Source organism: Ligilactobacillus ceti DSM 22408, assembly GCF_000423245.1.
Taxonomy (GTDB): Bacteria; Bacillota; Bacilli; order Lactobacillales; family Lactobacillaceae; genus Ligilactobacillus; species Ligilactobacillus ceti.
Genome location: NZ_AUHP01000013.1, coordinates 36,904 through 56,571, shown reverse-complemented (window position 1 = coordinate 56,571; position 19,668 = coordinate 36,904). Strand labels below are relative to the sequence as shown.

Annotated in this window: 16 protein-coding genes; 6 read left to right on the top strand and 10 right to left on the bottom strand. The window is 32.3% G+C overall.

Annotated features, from left to right (window positions below; all coding sequences use genetic code 11):
* Window positions 1-28 precede the first annotated feature (28 nt).
* Entirely contained in the window at window positions 29-1,417 is a 1,389-nt protein-coding gene (locus G540_RS0101410; RefSeq protein WP_027106552.1) for an ATP-binding cassette domain-containing protein, read from the bottom strand.
* A 229-nt stretch (window positions 1,418-1,646) separates the two neighbouring features.
* On the opposite strand from G540_RS0101410, the gene G540_RS0101405 reads away from it, so the two are divergent.
* Window positions 1,647-2,102, top strand: coding sequence for a GtrA family protein (locus G540_RS0101405; protein ID WP_027106551.1), 456 nt, complete (start codon window positions 1,647-1,649; stop codon window positions 2,100-2,102).
* Window positions 2,103-2,148: 46 nt separating this feature from the next.
* Here G540_RS0101405 and G540_RS0101400 read toward each other — a convergent pair whose 3' ends face one another.
* From G540_RS0101400 to rlmD, 4 genes are all read right to left on the bottom strand, one after another.
* The gene (locus tag G540_RS0101400; RefSeq protein ID WP_027106550.1) at window positions 2,149-3,171 is read right to left on the bottom strand and encodes an NAD(P)H-dependent glycerol-3-phosphate dehydrogenase; all 1,023 of its coding nucleotides are present in this window, start codon (window positions 3,169-3,171) and stop codon (window positions 2,149-2,151) included.
* Between the two features lie 72 nt (window positions 3,172-3,243).
* Window positions 3,244-4,368, bottom strand: coding sequence for an AI-2E family transporter (locus tag G540_RS0101395; protein WP_027106549.1), 1,125 nt, complete (start codon window positions 4,366-4,368; stop codon window positions 3,244-3,246).
* A gap of 88 nt (window positions 4,369-4,456) precedes the next feature.
* Window positions 4,457-5,002, bottom strand: a complete 546-nt coding sequence (ntdP, locus tag G540_RS0101390) for a nucleoside tri-diphosphate phosphatase (protein WP_027106548.1) — start codon at window positions 5,000-5,002, stop codon at window positions 4,457-4,459.
* 94 nt (window positions 5,003-5,096) lie between these two features.
* Window positions 5,097-6,584, bottom strand: a complete 1,488-nt coding sequence (gene rlmD, locus G540_RS0101385) for a 23S rRNA (uracil(1939)-C(5))-methyltransferase RlmD (protein WP_081653517.1) — start codon at window positions 6,582-6,584, stop codon at window positions 5,097-5,099.
* An 84-nt stretch (window positions 6,585-6,668) separates the two neighbouring features.
* On the opposite strand from rlmD, the gene recX reads away from it, so the two are divergent.
* Entirely contained in the window at window positions 6,669-7,472 is an 804-nt protein-coding gene (gene recX / locus G540_RS0101380; RefSeq protein ID WP_027106546.1) for a recombination regulator RecX, read from the top strand.
* Between the two features lie 36 nt (window positions 7,473-7,508).
* On the opposite strand, the gene G540_RS0101375 is transcribed toward recX, so the two are convergent.
* Both G540_RS0101375 and map read right to left on the bottom strand, forming a co-directional pair.
* Window positions 7,509-8,411 (bottom strand): YihY/virulence factor BrkB family protein, encoded by a 903-nt coding sequence (locus G540_RS0101375; RefSeq protein ID WP_051188911.1) that lies wholly within the window; start codon window positions 8,409-8,411, stop codon window positions 7,509-7,511.
* 101 nt (window positions 8,412-8,512) lie between these two features.
* The gene (gene map, locus G540_RS0101370) at window positions 8,513-9,301 is read right to left on the bottom strand and encodes a type I methionyl aminopeptidase (RefSeq protein ID WP_027106544.1); all 789 of its coding nucleotides are present in this window, start codon (window positions 9,299-9,301) and stop codon (window positions 8,513-8,515) included.
* A gap of 151 nt (window positions 9,302-9,452) precedes the next feature.
* Here map and G540_RS0101365 point away from each other — a divergent pair, with 151 nt between their 5' ends.
* Both G540_RS0101365 and G540_RS0101360 read left to right on the top strand, forming a co-directional pair.
* Complete coding sequence (locus tag G540_RS0101365) at window positions 9,453-9,908, top strand: flavodoxin (protein ID WP_027106543.1); 456 nt, start codon at window positions 9,453-9,455, stop codon at window positions 9,906-9,908.
* A 100-nt stretch (window positions 9,909-10,008) separates the two neighbouring features.
* Window positions 10,009-12,903 carry a YfhO family protein gene (locus tag G540_RS0101360; RefSeq protein WP_027106542.1) on the top strand — a complete coding sequence of 965 codons (2,895 nt, stop codon included), beginning with the start codon at window positions 10,009-10,011 and terminating at the stop codon, window positions 12,901-12,903.
* 54 nt (window positions 12,904-12,957) lie between these two features.
* Here the strand turns inward: G540_RS0101360 and wecB are convergent, their stop codons facing one another.
* On the bottom strand, window positions 12,958-14,100 hold the full coding sequence (gene wecB / locus G540_RS0101355) for a non-hydrolyzing UDP-N-acetylglucosamine 2-epimerase (RefSeq protein WP_027106541.1): 1,143 nt from the start codon (window positions 14,098-14,100) through the stop codon (window positions 12,958-12,960).
* A 98-nt stretch (window positions 14,101-14,198) separates the two neighbouring features.
* Between wecB and G540_RS0101350 the strand changes: the two genes are divergently transcribed.
* Both G540_RS0101350 and G540_RS0101345 read left to right on the top strand, forming a co-directional pair.
* Window positions 14,199-15,434, top strand: a complete 1,236-nt coding sequence (locus G540_RS0101350; RefSeq protein ID WP_027106540.1) for an aminopeptidase — start codon at window positions 14,199-14,201, stop codon at window positions 15,432-15,434.
* Window positions 15,435-15,590: 156 nt separating this feature from the next.
* The gene (locus G540_RS0101345) at window positions 15,591-16,826 is read left to right on the top strand and encodes an aminopeptidase (protein ID WP_027106539.1); all 1,236 of its coding nucleotides are present in this window, start codon (window positions 15,591-15,593) and stop codon (window positions 16,824-16,826) included.
* Between the two features lie 54 nt (window positions 16,827-16,880).
* Here the strand turns inward: G540_RS0101345 and G540_RS0101340 are convergent, their stop codons facing one another.
* Window positions 16,881-18,305, bottom strand: coding sequence for a C69 family dipeptidase (locus tag G540_RS0101340; RefSeq protein ID WP_027106538.1), 1,425 nt, complete (start codon window positions 18,303-18,305; stop codon window positions 16,881-16,883).
* Between the two features lie 31 nt (window positions 18,306-18,336).
* Window positions 18,337-19,665 (bottom strand): C1 family peptidase, encoded by a 1,329-nt coding sequence (locus G540_RS0101335; RefSeq protein ID WP_027106537.1) that lies wholly within the window; start codon window positions 19,663-19,665, stop codon window positions 18,337-18,339.
* Window positions 19,666-19,668 lie beyond the last annotated feature (3 nt).

The following is a 19,668-nucleotide window of genomic DNA, read 5'->3' as shown; positions in this document are numbered from 1 at the left end:
ACTCCTACTTAAATATTCTTTTAATTTTTTATTTGGGAACTTTTAATGTTTGACCAGCAATCAACTGCTCTGACTCTCCCATTTGATTTAACTCTTGAATTTTTTGAATCGTTGTTTCATATTTGTCAGCTAAGCCACCTAAAGTGTCTCCAGAGTTCACATTAATTTTTTGAACATTTTCATCTGTTGAAGCTGTCGTTTCTTTTTCTTTCGTTGCTTCAGGCTCAACTTTTGACTCTTCTTTAGCAGAATCTTTTTTCTGTGACTCTTTTGTACTAGTTGACACTTTTTCTTTTTTACTTTCTTCTTTTGATGTAGCTGACTTATGATCAGCTTTTTTCAAGGAAGATTGGACTTGAGATTCATTTTTCTTTTGGATTTCTTCATGTGTTAACTCAGGTTTTGTAAAATAATTCAAATATGCTTCATAGCCTGCGAATCCTCCCGCAGCTAATACAACTAATGTTAACACTGTATAAACAAATCGTTTAAATCCTTTTTTGGCAGGTTTTTGTTTCGTTTTTTGTTCATTTGTTTTTTGAATTTTTTTAGCTTGTTCAATTGGATCAGCCCCACGTTCAAAATAAAATTGTCGGCGCATATGCGGTTCATCTTTACGTGTAAATCCATTATTAAATTGTTCAACTTTAAATTCTTCATATAAATCATCGATGTCAAAATCAACTTGTTCTTTTTCTTTTACTGCTAAAAATTCATTTTTTTCAGGTAATGTTAAACCATTAAACCAATTATTAACATATTCATATTGTTGCACTACATCTAATGTTGGTCCAAAATCTTGCGCTTGACCAAACTGTAACCATAATGTTCTTTCACATAATGTTTCAACAACCAAACTACGTGAATCAGCAATAACAAAAGACACGCCGGTATCTTTTAACGTTTGAATCTTATGAATAACAGTCTGATAAAAAGGCATATCTAACAACATCAAAACTTCATCAATTAAAACTAATTTTGGTTCAACAAATAATGCTATCCCTAAAACTAAACGTGCTTTAATTTCTAAAGAATAAGTTTCAATCGGTTGGTAAACCCAATATCCTAAATCCATAAAATTAACAATTGCATTTGTTAAATGATCTGCTTTAAATTCATCCATTTTAGTTTGATGAATTATTTTTTTAATATGTTCTAAACCAGTTAGTTTTTCGTCTTGTAAATTGGACAAGCTAGCAAAATTAATTGGATCATCACATGTAATAAACCCTGTTGTTTGTTCACTTTGTCCAGCTAAAATTTTTAATAATGTTGCTTTACCTGAACCATTAAATCCTACTAGGCCAACAGCTTCGCCTTCATTAACTTCAAAGTTAATTCCGCGGAGCGCCCACCATTTTTTTTGCTCACGGTTTTCACTACTTTTTGTAATATATTTAGTTTTTAACTTTCCCATTATCTTCACCTATTAAAATTTAATCCGTAACTTTTATTATACGCAATTCACTAGCCTATTGTATAGTAGTCTAATTCGAATATTTTTAGTATAATTCAAATATAACATATTACGTCCGGAATACAGATTGATATTACTTTTGTAAAATATCTTTATCAATCTTTAATTTTACACTCTCTACGAAAGGAGTGACTAAACTCGTATCGCTCATTGAGCATTCAGTTTTCTTATGAATAAACTTTTAAAAAAATACCATAATTTTCTCTCATATACATTGTATGGAACGCTCGCAAGTTTAATTAACTTACTTGTTTTCCATATTTTAACCGAAAATTTAAATATGTTTTATTTAGTATCAAATGTAATTGCTTACGTCATTGCGATGATTTTCACATTTATAACTAACAAAAAATATGTCTTTCATTCCCAATTTCGTTCCTGGTCTGATACATGGCAAGAATTTTTATCTTTTGTAAATATCCGCTTATTTTCTTTTATTTTAGATACTGTCATTATGTTTGTCGGAGTTCACTTTATTGTTGATTACCCTAATTTAATTAAAGTAATCGATTTAATTTTAGTCGGTATTTTAAACTATTATTTCAGCAAATGGTTTATTTTCCATACAACAGAAAAAATTTCTTGGCGCGAATTAAAACAAAAAACATTAAAAAAACAACAATAAAAAAGCTTTACAACTCATTATTAAAAATAAGTTGTAAAGCTTTTTGTTATTTATTATCAGATTCAGAACGACCTTCACGTTGCATTAATTTCGCAATTTCATTTTTAACATCTTGATCACGATATAAAACATTGTAGATTGCTTCTGTAATCGGCATTTCAATATTCTTTTGCGCTGCTAATTCATAGGCGGCTTGACATGTATTAACACCTTCAATAACCATACCCATTTCTTCTTTAACAGTCGCTAAATCTTTACCTTGACCTAGTTGATTACCAGCACGCCAGTTACGTGAGTGAACACTTGTACATGTTACGATCAAATCACCAACACCGGATAAACCGATAAATGTTAATGGATCTGCGCCAAAGGCAATTCCCAACCGACTAATTTCCGCCAAACCACGTGTCATTAAAGCGGCTTTAGCATCATCACCATAACCTAAACCGTGTAAAGCACCGGCACCAATGGCAATAATATTTTTAAAAGCAGCACCCATTTCAACTCCGACTACATCAGTGTTGGTATAAATGCGGAAATAATCATTCATAAAAATATCTTGCACAAGAGTTGCATTAGCCAAATCATCACTCGCTGCTGTTACTAAAGTAATATCTTGACGAGCTACTTCTTCAGCATGACTTGGACCTGATAGCACAACAATTCCACTACGGTTTTCACTTGGAATTTCTTCAGCTAAGACTTCAGAAAGACGTTTATGAGAACCTAATTCTAAACCTTTACTTGCGTGGACAATTAATGGTTTTGTCCCTAACTCAGCTAAGATTGGTGTTAATTGTTTAGCTACAATCCGTGTTACATTTGTTGGAACAACAAATAAAACAACATCTGCATCTGTCACAGCTTCTTTTAAATCAACTGTTGCGTATAATTTTGGTGAGTAAGTATAATCTTGAATATAATGTGAGTTTGTATGTTTATTATTTAATTCTGCAACTTGTTCTGGTGAATTAGAATATAAAGCGACTTGATGGCCATTTTCAATGAGGACACTCGCTAAAATACTACCCCAAGAACCGGCACCTAAAACTGCTATTTTTTTTGTCATAATTTCATCCTTATTTCTTTGATTTATTATCAGAATTCTTTAACTCAAAATTAGCATAAATATCATGCTATATCAAGCTTCCTTCTGTTTAGTTTCTTTATTTAATTTATGAATATCATATAAATATTGGACTAAGGTTTTTACAACAGCATATAACGGAACCGTAATGATCATTCCGATTAAACCTGCTAAATTTCCAGCTACCAGTAATAATACAATAATTGTTAAGGGATGAATATCTAAAGTTTTACCAATTACATTTGGATAAACTAAGTTACCATCGATTTGTTGTACAACAATACATACAATAATTGTTAAAATTACGGTCTTCATTCCCATTGGTAAAGCCAATAATAACGCTGGCACTAAACCAATATATGGTCCAACATAAGGTAAAACAATCATCAATCCCGCAAATACGCCGACTAATAAAGCATATTTAATCCCAACAAAATGATAACCAATCGCTAAAAATGTCCCAACAAACAAACACTCAATGACTTGTCCGGAAATATATTTTGAAATGGTTCCACTCATTTTACTTAAAATTTCTCCAACTTTATCAGCTTGATTCATTGGCACTTTATTTTTAATAGCTGGTAATAATTTTTGTCCATCTTTTAACATATAGAATAACATAAACGGAACTGTTACCAATGTAATTGTAACACTTGTGATTGCTCCAAAAATCGCTCCAATACTTGAACTTAATGTTGCTAAAATCGTATTGAATTTTTGTTCAATATAAGTCCGAATTGTTGTGAAGACACTTTGAAAATCAATATTCTTTAACCAGCTTGGACCAGCTTTTTTATGACTTAAATCTTTTAAATAATGTTGTAAATCACTTAAATAACCTGGTAAATTACCCATTAATTGTTCGATCTGTGTAACAATTTGTGGAATGAGATAGCATAAAGCTCCAATTAATAATAAAACTAACAAACTAATTACTAATAAAGCTGCTAAACCTCGATGTTTTTTGAATATTTGAATTTTAGCTAATAAATTCACTAACGGATTCAACAAATAAAATAAAAAACCAGAAATTAAAACTGGTGTAAATAATGTCGAGATAAAAATTCCAATTGGTTTAAAAATAAAATCAATTTGCGTACACACAAAAATAATTAATGTAACTAATAAAACTTCCAATGTCCAATACATTATTTCTTTTTTATAAATCTTTTTTAACAAAATTATCACCTCTTCTTTCTTGAATAAAAAACCTGTGAATCATAAATCGTATGATTTCACAGGAATTGTTTAAGTATAAACGGGTAAATTACTGTCGACGCGACAATTCTAAATAGCGATTGTACCAAATATCAACATATTGCTTGGAAAAAGGACCTTTTTCTTCTTCGATCCATTCCACCAGTGTTCGTACATTTTGTTTTAAGATGCGATCGGTTTCTGCTGAATAATGCCATTTAGCACTGTGAGCTTCATACTCATCAACATCCAACAGTCTTTTCTCTCCACTTGGAAAGACTTTAACATCTAAATCATAATCAATATACTTTAAAGCTTCTTTATCTAAAATTGCAGGAGATGCTAGATTACAATAATAGGAAACACCTGTCTCCCGAATCATCGTTACAATATTAAACCAATAATGTTTATGAAAATAAACTAATGCTGGTTCTCTTGTAACCCATCTTCTTCCATCAGACTCCGTAACTAATGTATGATCATTACAACCAATTAATGCATTTTCACTAGTTTTAAGCACCATTGTATCTCGCCACGTTCGATGTAAGCTACCATCATGTTTATAACTTTTAATGGTAATAAATTCGCCTTCGCGAGGCCCTCTTGTATGACGCATATAACCCCAGCTTTCTATAAACAAGGTTGTGGATTACACCGATATCAAAATTATTATACCAAACATCACGCTAAATCACTAAGATTTTATTTGTTTAATCTTTTTTATCTTTCAAAGTAAACTTCACAACAGCCTCACACCGTGCTGTTTGTGGGAACATATCAACCGATTGAATATAATCAACATGGTAAGCTTGGGTTAATTTAACTAAATCTTTAGCTAAGGTCGATGGGTTACATGAAACATACACAAATTTTTTCGGACGATATTTTAAAATTGTTTGAATTAAACGTTCGTCTAAACCTGTTCTTGGTGGATCAACAACTAAAGCATCTGGAACAAACCCCTCTTTCACCCATTTTGGGAACAGATCTTCTGCTTTACCAGTTTCATATTTAACATTTTTACGTTGTGAAAGTTTAGCATTCTCACAAGCATCTTCAATCGCTTCTGGAATAATATCCATTCCACGAACTTCTTTAGCATCATCCGACACATATAACCCGATTGTTCCGACACCACAATAAGCATCAACCAAAGTTTCATCAGGTTGTAAATCTAACGCTTTTTTCACTTCATCATATAAAACTTTAGTTTGAACAGGATTCATTTGGAAAAAGGCCCGTGCTGATAAATTAAATGTTACGGAACCTAATTTTTCTTGAATAAACTCTTTACCATACAAATGTTGGGTTTTATCACCCCATACTAAAGATGTTCGACCTGGATTGATATTTTGCATAATTGAAATAACTTCCGGTAATTGCAAAATAATATCCCGCATTAACTCATTAGCATGTTCTAATCTTGGTGTACTTGTAACAAAAACTAACTGTGCTTGTTTTGTCGCAAATGATTCACGTACAACGATTGTTTTTAATGTGCCACGATTTCGTTTTTCATCATAAATCGAAACATTCCACTTCTTCAACAAACGAACAACCGTCCGCATAACTTTCATAGTTAAGGGGCGTTGCGTACTAAATGTTGGTAAATCAACTAAATAATGACTGTTTTGTTTATATAATCCAGCCATGATTTCACCTTGCGGATTTTTACGAACTTGGAACTGAGCTTTATTCCGATATTGATAAGGATCATCCATTCCCAAAGTATCTCGTAATTCATAATTTTGATAACCAGCTGGTTGATATTTAGCTAACGATTGACTGACTACATCTTTTTTGAAAGCTAATTGTGCCGGATATGCTAAGTGCGCAAGTTCAATCCCACCAACATCATAATTATCCCGTGGTTGCACACGATCTTTACTTTTCTTTCTAATTTTTACAATTTGACCAATCGCATATGTTTTTTCTTCTTTAACAATTTCTACTAAAACTTCTTCACCGGGTAAAGCATTCGGAATAAAAATAATTTTCCGTTTATAATATCCAATTCCTTCCCCATTAATTCCTAAGCGTTTAATTGTTACAACACATTTTTGCTTGTCTTTAAATTTAACTTGTTGTTTTTGATAAGGTTTCTTTTTAAAATTTTTCTTCTTATATGGTGTTTTTTGTTTTTCTTTCACGTTTGTACTCCGCTCTTTTCGTATTTTATTTATTATAACACGTCTCATCTCAAGACACTTTTAGTAAAACTTTTTTTCTATTCTTAATCATGCTATGCTTAAAATAAGCATGATGTAGAAAGGATCTTAACTATGGCACAGATTATTACCAAAATTACTACCCAAAAACGCAAAGGTCGTTTTAATATTTTTATCAATAATCAATACGCTTTTGCAGTTAGTGAATCAACTTTAATTCGTTTCACTTTAGCTAAAGGACAAGAACTATCTCCTGCTGAAATCGAACAAATTACTCAAGCTGATGAAGTTGCCAAAGCTTACCAAAAAACATTAAATTACCTTTCATATAAATTACGTACCCAAAAAGAAATTAACCAATTTCTCAACGATTTTGAATTATCAAAATCAGATCGTGAAGAAATTATTGATAAACTCTGTGAATTAAATTTAATCGATGATTTAAATTATGCTAAAAGCTACGTCCGAACACAAATGAGAATTAATAAACTCGGACCACAACAAATCAGTCAAAAATTAAAACTCCAACAAATCGATCCGGAGTTAATTACGGAAGCGCTCCTTGAATATCCGTATGAACTCCAATTAGAAAACGGCTGTCATCTCGCTGAAAAAAGTGCTCGTAAATATCAAAAAGATGCCTTTTTTATTCGCCAAAATAAAATTAAAGTTAACCTCTTAAAAAAAGGTTATTCCGGTGATTTAATTAATGAAATTATAGCGCATTTAGATTTACAACCTGATGAAGATGCTGAACAAGCCGCATTAACTTTTCAAGCAGATAAATTATTACGCCGTTACAACCGCACACATCCTGATCAAGTCGCTAACAAACTCAAACAAGCTCTCTATAAAAAAGGTTTCTCACTTTCGCAAATTCAAACTTATTTAGATGAACATCTAGATGAACAATTCTAAATAAATAACCTTAAATCAAATAAAATTGATTTAAGGTTATTTTTCTTTTTTATGTTGTACATTTTGTAAAAATTCAGCTAATTCTTTACGTTTCGGTTTAATCTCACCATACTGTTTTGTTTCAATAGCTGCACTAACAGCAGCTCCAAATAAAATAATCCAGCTTGTATAATTTAACCAAAATAAAATAGCAATCAAAGTTCCTAACGTTCCATATAAAGCTAAAGAACGCACAAAATATTTAATATACAATGAAAACCCAGTGGAGAGCAGCACCCAACCCACTGTAGCTAACAAAGCCCCAGGAAAGATGCTTCGCCAATGAATTTTAGCATTTGGTAATAAATAATACATCACACTAATCGCAATAAAGATTCCAATAAATGTCGTTGGTAACTTAATTTGATTAAAAATCGCTAACACTTGATCAGACAAATGTAAAATGGGCACTATGTAATCTAAAACTATTTGTCCAAAACTAAAAACAATAAATAAGACAATAATTAATATTTCAAAAATAATCGTAATAATAATCGATAAGAAACGAATTGCTAAATACCCTTGGCTTTTTCCAACTCCAAACGTATAATTTAAAGCTCGTTTTAAAGCATTTAACCCCTTACTAGCAGCCCACAAAATAATCAACCCACTAATCGAAGCTGTACTACCAGAACCATTTTTCAAAAAGCTCGTAATAATCGGTTCAACAGTTTTATATATAGATGGTGGAACGGCCTGACTTAAATAATTCAAAATATTAATCGGATCTACATGCAGCAAAGGGCCAATATTCCCAATTAAAATCACCGCTGGGAAAATCGCTAACAACATATAGTAAGCAATCACAATTGCCGAACCATTGATATTCGCTTCGGTAGTTCGTGAAATAATTAACTTACAAAACGAACTAATTTTTTGAATTGTTTGATTGTTGCGCACTCTTCTCCCCCCTTTTGGTAATTCTTCAAATTCCATCTTAACATAATTTAACAAAAAAGCTGAAACAAAGTCTTTTGACCTCATTTCAGCTACATAACATTTTATTTTAATAAATAATCTTTATCTCGTTCTGGATCTTGAGATGTTAAAATCTTAGGACCATCTTTTGTAATAGCAATTGTATGTTCATATTGGCACGATAAGCTACCGTCAGCTGTCCGGGCTGTCCAACCATTTGGATCATCCATCATAACATCACGTTTACCCATATTAACCATAGGTTCGATAGTAATTGTCATTCCTTCACGTAAACGAAGGCCTTTACCAGCTTCACCATAATGGGGAACATTTGGACTTTCATGCATTGTTGGTCCAATTCCGTGACCGATAAATTCACGAACATCACCATATCCATTTTCTTCTTCAACGTATTTTTCAATTGCAGCTCCAATATCACCAATGCGGTTACCTACTTGAGCTTGTTCAATCCCTAAATACAAAGCATTTTTTGTAACTTCCATTAAACGATCAATTTCTGGTGTTGATTCACCAACTACATAACTCCAGCAAGAATCACTCATGGCACCGTTGTAATTAACAACTGTATCGACTTTAATTAAGTCACCGTCTTTTAAAATTAATTTTTTACGTGGAAAACCATGACAAATTTCATCATTTACACTGACACATGTTGCATACTCATAACCTTCAAAACCAATTTGTTCTGCAATCGCATTTTGTTCTTTATAATATTTACGCGCAAATTTTTCAATTTCCCAACTGGAAATTCCTGGTTTAATAATTTCTCGTAACCCTTTATGCATTCCGGCTAAAATCGCACCTGACTTTGCCATTTCTTCAATTTCTCTTTGTGATTTTAATGTAATCATTTCTATTAATCCTCCTGATAAAACTCATTCTTGTTTATTATAACGCATTTCAGAGAAAATAGTTCGATTAAAAAATATCTATTATGTATTCTATCTAGCGTTTGTTATAATTTATATTGTCAATTTATTAAAGAAAGAAGGTTTTTTATCCATGCCTGTTGCTAAAGTATTATATGCTTCCATTACAGGGAACAATGAAGATATTGCTGATTTAATTGCTGAAACATTTGAAGAAAATGATATTACAACAGAAATTGAAGATGCAGCTATGATTGAATTAAGTGATTTAGAAGATGCTGATTTTTGCGTAATGTGTCCATATACTTATAGTGGTGGTTCTTTACCAGATGAAGGTTTAGACTTATACGAAGATTTAGAAGATGCTGATTTAAGCGGAAAAATTTTCGGTGTAGCTGGATCTGGCGACACATTTTATGGTGATGATTTCTGTGCTGCTGTTCTTAAATTTGATGCAGCTTTCGAAAAAGCCGGTGCAACACGTGGTGCCACACCCGTTAAAATTAATTTAGCACCTGATGAGCCTGATGATTTACAAGCTTTACAACAATTCACTGAAAGTTTAATCAAAACATTTAACGAGCGTTAATTAAACTTTCTTAAAAGACATTAAATCCTGCCCTTTTAGCAACCGTAAGTTTCTGATTTATGGTATATTTGCTAAGTAACATTAAGGGGAGGATTTTTTCGTGCAGTTTTCGATACATTCAAAAAAACACAAACATTTATATCTAACATACACACTCGCTTTTTTGTGTGTCACTTTTTTTATTTACAGCACTTATTTTATTACAGGTCATACTTTAATTTGGTCTGCTGACGCTACTGTTCAGCACTTGCCCTTATTAACATCATTTCGTAGTCAAGTTCTTGAATTTTTACAACATCCATTCCAACCATTAAATCATTGGTCTTGGAAATTCGGATTGGGTGCCGATACACTGTCCATCTATTCTTACTATAATATTGGTGATATTTTTTCTTATCTAAGTTTGTTATTTCCAGCAAGTAAGATTGTCATCGCTTATCAATTAATTGTTATTTTAAGATTATATTGTGCCGGTTTAGCTTTTTGTTATTTTGGAAATCATTTTTCATTATCGACTTTATCAATTGTTGCCGGATCTTTAGTTTATCTTTTTAATACATTTTTAGAATATGCGCACTTAGCACAACCATTTTTTACAACAGCTTTTATTCTCTTCCCATTAATTATTATTGCGTTAGAGAAAGTTTTTCAAAATGGTTCCAAATGGCCTTTATTAGCTGTTTTCACTTGGATGTTAATTAGCAATTTTTATTTTGCTTATATGCTCGGCATCGGTGCAATGGTTTATGTAGTTTTACGTTATCTTTTTTATTATCGTAAAGATCCACAATTCAAATTATTGAAAACACTCTTCACTTTAGCTTGGGCGACTATTGGTAGTTTAGCATTATCAGCCTTTGTTTTAATTCCAGAAATTATTTTCACATTAAATTCAACACGCAGTCATTCCGCCTTTGCGAATGGTTTGAAATTATATCCACTATCATATTATTTATTACTTCCCAGTCAATTAATCAATGGTGGTAGTAATAATTTACTATTTTGGAGCGCTTTAGGCTTTGCGAGTGTCGTCTTTTTTGCGATTATTTATATTTTCATTAAAGCAAAAGACTATCCTTTATTAGCTACCATTTTCGGTTTAAGTTTTATTATCCTATTAATTCCAGCAGGCGGTGCTTTCTTAAACGGGATGATGTCGCCATCCAATCGTTGGACTTTTATGCTTTGTTTCGCCTTGGCATTTGCTACTGCGATTCTGTTTGAAAATATTAATCATTTATCAAAAACAACACTGAAAATTTTTGCCTATTCTACTGTAGTATATGGTAGTTTAGTAACTTTAATTTATTTTATTAAAAATAACGAAAAGCTCTTTATACCAATTATTTTCTTGTTGATTTCTTTAAGTGTTATTTATTTAATTAATACAAAATCACAAACAACTCAAAAAGCTCGCCAATTAATGTTAGGGACTTTATTATTAAATGTTATTTTAAATGGCGTTTATTTTGCAGCACCGTTCAACAATAGTTTTGCGAACAAAATGTTAATGCAAGGTGAATATGCAAATTTACAAAAGAACCGATATTATAATTTAGATCAAAATATCAAACCATCTAATGAATTCCGAGTTTCCACCATCAGCAAAAATTATGATTTAGGTGGTAGTTTAAATTATCTCGCTTTATCAAATTCTATCAATTCACCTTTAAATTCCATTAATTCATTTTATTCTTTACAAAATAAAAACATTGGAACATTTAGCCAAGACATGCAAAACATTCAATATTTAGCTAATATTCCATTAGGTCAGGTTGATGATCGCACTGTTTTAAATAACTTCCTTGGAGTACGTTACTTATTCATGATGATTAATCAGCCAAATGCTAAAAAAATTCCAGCTGGTTATCACCAAGATCAAGCTTCCACCCTAATTCCTGATCCTTATGGTAACCAAAAAAACGATCAACAAACTATTCGCTACAAAACTAAATATGCCTTTCCATTAATTTATTGGCAAGATACTGTGATTAAACCTAAAGATTATAAACGTTTAAATGCAACACAAAAAGAACGTCTGTTAGCACAAGCCGTCTTAATTTCTCAAGATACTTCAGCGAAAGATTTATCACTATTTAAAGATTACAAAACTTTAAGTCAGAACGTTCCTTTTAAAATTTATTCCAATCATTTAAAAGATGAGCAACCAATTGAACTGAACACTCAAAAAATTATCAAGCAAGATCCGGATGAAGAATATACATTGCAGCTGCAAAAACCACAAAAATATCTAGACAGTGAATTACATCTGCAATTCAATAAAATTAATTATGCTCCTTTTACAATGTCAAAATTAATTGAAATTCAAAAAGCAGCAAAATTAAATTCTCAAATTCGTCAACCAGAAACAAATTTAGATTTTAATCATCGTTATTATGATATGTATTATTTACGTTCGAATATTTTTAAAGAATTAACTGATCAAAGTTATAAAATTACCGTGAAATCAAGTAAGGCTCAAGAACAAATTGTTCAACGCCACCCAAGTAGCACCTCATTTTATAGTGTGGTTGATCAAGGTACGATGAATCTTGGTTATTATCATAAATTACCCAAAAAACTCAAACTTGATTTATCTAAATTGGGAACTTATCATTTCAATGTTAAATTAATCGCTGAACCTTTGGGCAAACCATATTATCAAGCGGTTAAAAAGATTCAACAACATGCTTTACAAAATATTAAATTCTCTAATAATGGTGTCTCGGGTTCAATCACTACTAACAAACAGGGAATTTTAACATCATCGATTCCTTATTCTAGTGGTTGGAGTGCACGCGTAGATGGTCATCAAGTCCCTGTTTTAAAAACGAATTTAGCTTTTGTTGGTTTAAAATTAACCCCTGGGAAACACAAAATAAGTTTCTCTTATCAAATTCCAGGTTTACACAAAGGTTTAATCATTTCAGGACTAACTTTAATTATCGCTTTACTTTGGTTTGGAATTGAATTAATTTTAAAACGCAAAAAATAAACAAAAAAGTATTTCAGTAGCAGCTAAAAAGTTGCTCTGAAATACTTTTTTTAGTTAAATTTCAAAATCGGCTGGTCGTGATAATGTTTGATCAAAATAATATGCAATATCATCTAAGATCCTTTGTGATGCATGACCATCACCATATGGATTACTTGCTTGTGACATTGTTTGATATAATTCTTGATCTTCTAACAAGGTTAACATTGTCTTTTTAACATTAGCTGACTGTGTCCCAACTAATTTTAATGTTTGTGCTGCAATTCCTTCAGGACGTTCCGTAGTATCACGTAAAACTAACACAGGTTTTCCTAAAGATGGTGCTTCTTCTTGAATACCACCAGAATCAGTCATAATAAAATAACTTTCATTCAACAAATGATGAAAACCTGTGACATCTAATGGTTCAATCAAATGAACGCGCGGATGATTACCTAAAATTTTCCGGGCAACTTCTCTGACTTTAGGATTCAAGTGCATTGGATAAACGATTTCAACATCATCTTTTTCTTGCACAACTTCTAATAAAGCTTGAAAGACTTCTTCCATTGCGGCGCCTAAATTTTCACGTCGATGCATAGTGACTAAAATCATTTTATGTTCTGGTTTTACATTAGCTAAGCAATCCAATTGATATGGTTTCTTAATAGTATCCATTAAAGTATCGATCGCTGTATTTCCTGTAATAAAAATATCTTTTTCTGGTCGATTTTCTTTTAAAAGATTCGCTTTACTTTGCGGAGTTGGTGCAAAATATAAAGTACTTAAAACATCTGTCATTTGACGATTCATTTCTTCTGGGAATGGCGAATAACGATTCCAAGTTCGTAACCCAGCTTCCACATGCCCAATCGGAATTTGATTATAAAACGCACTTAAACTCGTCGCAAATGTCGTTGTTGTATCCCCATGAACTAACACAATATCTGGTTGTTCTTCTTTTAAAACTTGATCTAACTTTTCTAAAATTAACGCTGTAATATCAGTTAAAGTTTGATTTTGATGCATAATATCCAAATCATGATCTGGTTTCACATCAAAAATCTCTAAAACTTGATCTAACATTTCACGATGTTGCCCTGTAACTACTGTAATAGCTTGAAAACGATCATCATTTTGCAAAGCCAAAACAAGTGGCACCATTTTAATCGCTTCGGGACGTGTCCCAAAAACTGTCATTACTTTTATTTTTTTCATTTTATCCCCACCTCAATAACATTAAAAACTAATCTTTTTCTCATAAAGTACATTTCTATATGGTATAATAATCATAACACTATTAAAGGAGGTTCTTTATGTCTATCTCAAATTTTTCGGATAAATTAAAGAAATACGCTGAATTAATCGTTAAAGTCGGCGTTAACGTACAAAAAAATCAAACTGTTGTTTTATATATTTCAGTTCAACAACAAGAATTGGCTCACTTAATTGTTGAAGAAGCTTATAAATTAGGTGCTAGTGATGTTATTGTGAAATGGAGTGACGATTTTGTAAACCGTCAATTCTTAGCACATGCTTCCCAAGAACGTCTTGAAAACATGCCTGATTATATCGTGGCTGAAGGTAACTATATTGTTGACCAAAAAGCAGCACGTATTTCTGTTGTATCTTCTGATCCAGATGCATTTGCTGGTCTTGACCAAAAACGCATTGCAACTTACCAATCAGCTCGTGGTAAAGCTTTACGCCCTGTTATGCGTGCTACATCTAACAATGAATTAGCTTGGACAGTTGTTGGTGCTTCTGATAAAGCTTGGGCTGAAAAAGTTTTCCCTGAATTAAAAGGTCAAGAAGCTATCGATCGTTTATGGGAAGAAATTTTCAAAACAACACGTATCGATCAACCAGATCCAATTCAAGCCTGGAAAGAACATGATGAAAAATTACGTTCTAAAGCAGCTTGGTTAAACGAAGAACAATTTAGCGCTTTACACTATACATCTCCAATTACAGATATTACAATCGGTCTTCCTAAAAACCATATTTGGGAAGGTGCTGGTAGTTTCAACTCTGATGATGTTGAATTCATGGCTAATATGCCAACTGAAGAAGTCTTTACAGCTCCTGATTGCCGTCGCATCGATGGTTATGTGCGTTCCACAAAACCATTAAGCTATTCTGGTAATATTTTAGAAGGTATGGAATTCACTTTCAAAGATGGTAAAATCATTAAAGCGAGCGCTGAAAAAGGCCAAGATGTTTTAGAACACTTATTAGCAACTGATGAAGGTGCTTTATCTTTAGGTGAAGTTGCTTTAGTTCCTGATCCATCACCTATTTCACAATCCGGAATTACATTCTTTGAAACATTATTTGATGAAAATGCATCTGATCACTTAGCAATCGGTGCGTCTTATCCATTTAGTATCGAAAATGGTACAAAGATGACTGATGAAGAATTAGCTGCTGAAGGTATGAACGTTAGTCAAACACACGTTGATTTCATGATTGGTTCTGCTGATATGAATATCGATGGTATTAAAGAAGACGGCACAATTGTTCCTGTTTTCCGTAATGGTGATTGGGCTTAATTATTCCAAATTAAATTCACACTCCACTGAACTGATCTCAGCTCAGTGGAGTTTTTTATTACATAAAACCATTCTTAATAATAAGTTTAGTTTTTTCTAATAAAGAATTTTTACAATATGTTATAATAATAACAACAATATTAAAGGAGGTTCTTTATGTCTATCTCAAATTTTCAAGATAAATTAAAGAAATATGCTGAATTAATCGTTAAAGTTGGTGCCAATGTTCAAAAAGATCAAACAGTTATTATTTATGTTTCTGTAACTCAACAAGAATTAGCTCATTTAATTGTTGAAGAAGCATATAAATTAGGTGCTAGTGATGTTATCGTCAAATGGAATGATGATTTTGTAAATCGTCAATTTTTAGCACATGCTTCACAAGAACGTCTAGAAAATATCCCTGATTATATCGTAGCTGAAGGTAACTACCTTGTGGACAAAAAAGCAGCACGAATTACGATTGTTTCTTCTGATCCTGATGCTTTCGTTGGTCTTGATCAAAACCGGATTGCAACTTATCAAGCTGCTCACGGAAAAGCCTTACGTCCATTAATGCGCGCCACAGCTAACAATGAATTAGCTTGGACTTTTGCTGGTGCAGCAGATCAAGCTTGGGCTGAAAAAGTCTTCCCTGAATTAAAAGGTCAAGAAGCTATTGATCGTTTATGGGAAGAAATCTTCAAAACAACACGAATGAATGAAGCTGATCCAATTCAAGCTTGGGACGATCATGATCGCACAATTCATGCAAAAGCAGATTGGTTAAATAAAGAACAATTCAGCGCTTTACATTATACTTCCCCAATTACAGATTTGACGATTGGACTTCCTAAGAACCACCTTTGGACTGGTGCTAGTGCCGTTACTGATGAGAATATTGCCTTTATGCCGAATATGCCGACCGAAGAAGTTTTCACAGCTCCTGATTGTCGTCGTATTAATGGTCATATTCGTTCCACAAAACCTTTAAGTTATGCAGGTAGTGTTTTAGAAGGTATGGAATTCACTTTCAAAGACGGTAAAATTATCAAAGCCACAGCTGAAAAAGGTCAAGATATTTTAGAACACTTAATCGCTACTGATGAAGGTTCATTATCTTTAGGTGAAGCAGCTTTAGTGCCTGATCCATCACCTATTTCTCAATCAGGAATTACATTCTTTGAAACATTATTTGATGAAAATGCCTCAAACCACTTAGCAATTGGCGCATCCTATCCCTTCAGTCTTCAAAATGGTACAAACATGTCTGATGAAGAATTAGCTGAAGCTGGTATGAACGTCAGTCAAACACACGTTGATTTTATGGTCGGTTCTGCTGATATGAATATCGATGGTATTAAAGAAGATGGTACAATTGTTCCAATTTTCCGCAATGGTGATTGGGCTTAATTAAACAACAAAAAAAGACATCACACTGAAATTAAGTGCGATGTCTTTTTTTATTTAATGTAACACATCTGTATTAATTGAAAATTTTAATCGAGATAACTGCATCGCCCGATCAACTAAACTACCAATTGTTTTATTAGTTACTTGTACAATTTGTTTAGCATTTTCTTCATTTACTTGAGTTAAATATGCTGTAACATCTGTCTCAATTTTATGATTTAAAACTACTTGATCTGTATCATGAACCATTTTATTAGTTAATTGATCGACTGTTGGTAAAAAGCCATTTAAACCAATTAATAAATCTTTCATTTCAGTATAATTTGGTTCAATTAAACTAGCTAAATTTCGTGCCATCCAGTATGCTTGTTGTGCATTATATTCTAAATCTGTTTGATTATATGCTGTAGCTGTATCATTAGCATTGGAATAAAAAGGTACATACGGATTAAAAGCTGTTGGTGCATAATTAAACCAAGTAATTCCCGCAATCTCATCAGGTACATTATTTCGTAATTCTAAAATATGTGATTCTGCACAACGCGCTAAAGAAATTGCTCTAAATTTAAGTCTCAACGCTTCACTATTAGTCATATCCAATGGATCATATTCTGTTTCATTATAATGAGAACTTAAAATATATCCTAAATCTTCATGTTTTACTTTATAACCAGGTGTAAAATGGAACGCAAGCTCATTACTATCTGGCGCTATCGCATTATAACCTAAATAACGTTGGCCAAACCAAACACGTGGTGTATTATATACCCGATCACGTGCTGTAGATGTCCCGAAAATATGCCGAAAATTAAAACCTTTTTGATCTGGATTTAAAGAATTTTTAGATACAAATTCACGAATACCTTCTGACCACATAAAATCATTTGGATTATCAAAATCAATTTCTTGTTGTGAAACTTGATTTGCAATCACGGCAACTTGATTATCTGGTAAGCGACTAGCTACCCAATGATGTCCAGTCGGTATTTCCATATACCAAACTTCCGATTGATCACTAAAAATAATTCCATTACCTTCATGTGAGCCATATTTTGCGATTAATTTACCCAGATATTCAACACCTTCTCGTGCAGAATGAATAAAAGGTAAAACAATACTTAATAACGCATCTTCACCAATCCCTTTGTCCACTAGTGGATCCAAAGCTAAAACTTGAGGATTACCATATAAACTTTCTGTAGAACTCATTGCAACATTATCACTATTAATTCCACATTCACCAAATTGGCCATGTTTTTGATATTCCACAAATGGTGCCATTTGATAGCGTAAAGCATTTTTAGGAAGCGGTATGTCTAATCCTGTAACATAAGAATGAAATATTTGTTCTTGTGGTTGTGCTGGTTGTACCACAAATTTAATAGGTACATCCACTTGCTCTGCATCACAATTTCTAGCAATCATAGTAGATCCATTAATTGTAGCTTTTTTACCTGCAATAACAGTTGTGCATCCCATAAACAGCATCTTCTTTCTATTTAAAGTTTGACTAAATTGGATTCATTGCATTCCAATATGGCAATATGATAGGTTCTTTTTCATATGCAGTTAATTGTTCTTTCGTTAGATATTTTTTATTAACAACAACTTCATATGTGTATTGATCCATCCATGCATCTCCCATAATGAAATATCCCTTATGGCCTAATTTATCTCCCCATGAATTTTGGATTTTCCACTTAGTTGGATGACCATTTTCTAAATCAACACCACAAATCGTCATTGCATGTGTTGGTAAACTTTCCCCATATTCAAATCTTTTTGTTTTATCAATTCCTAATTCAATTCCAAAAGATCGTTCCCAATCATAGACTCCTAATTCTAAAACGCCAGCCGGATTATTCCATTCTTGTAAAACATCACAACCATACCAAACTGGAAGTCCGTCTTTCAATTGATCAATTACTAACTGCTTCATTTCATCCATAGGTAAGTTAAGATATTTATTATCGCGTCCGTTAACCATATTCTTGGATAATTCAATACCGTATGTTTGATTATATGCATAACCTTCACCTGGTAAATTCATAATTTCAACATATTCCGTTAAATCAATATCAACAAATTTTTCAAAAAATTCTAATGGTGTAATTTCACCTGTTGTATGATATTGATTATCAGCATCACGATATTCGTAAACAAATTTTTCCGGTGGTGTTCCTAAAGCAATCGCAATCACTTTATAATTTTCTTCATTAAATTTTTGGATTTGTTTATCAATTTCTTCTGTACTACTATCAGCTGCAACCATGTCACGCAAAATCATCGCATCTTTTTGCAATTTTCGATTAAACATAAAGTCTAATTCTTGCGTATTTTGACTCACAGCTGTTTCATCCATAATAGATTTTGGTACCAAACCATACTTTTCAATTAAACTAACAATTAAACTCCAATCGCCACCATCTTGTTGCGGTGTTTTTAATAACCAACGCACTAAATCATCAGATAATGGTTTGTTTGCCGTTTCAACAATATTGTGATAGAAATAATTTGCTTTTTCTAACTTATCGTAAAAGAATGTAAAATTTGGTGATAATTCAAAATCTTTCAAATTATGTTTCTTTTCAATTTGAAATCTAATAAAATTCAAAGCCGAAAACATCCAACACCGACCAGATTTATTTTGATTTAAGGGTTTATCAGAATCAACATCTACTGAGAAAGCAAAAGGATGTTGCTCAATCACACTACGATTAGTAATTGATTTTTTAATACCATTTTCCATTACTGCATTTTGAGTTGTTTGTAAAACTTTATCTGCTAAAAAAGCTTTCCGCATTGCTTCGAGGTTTGTAAGATTTAAATTCTTTTCCATAAT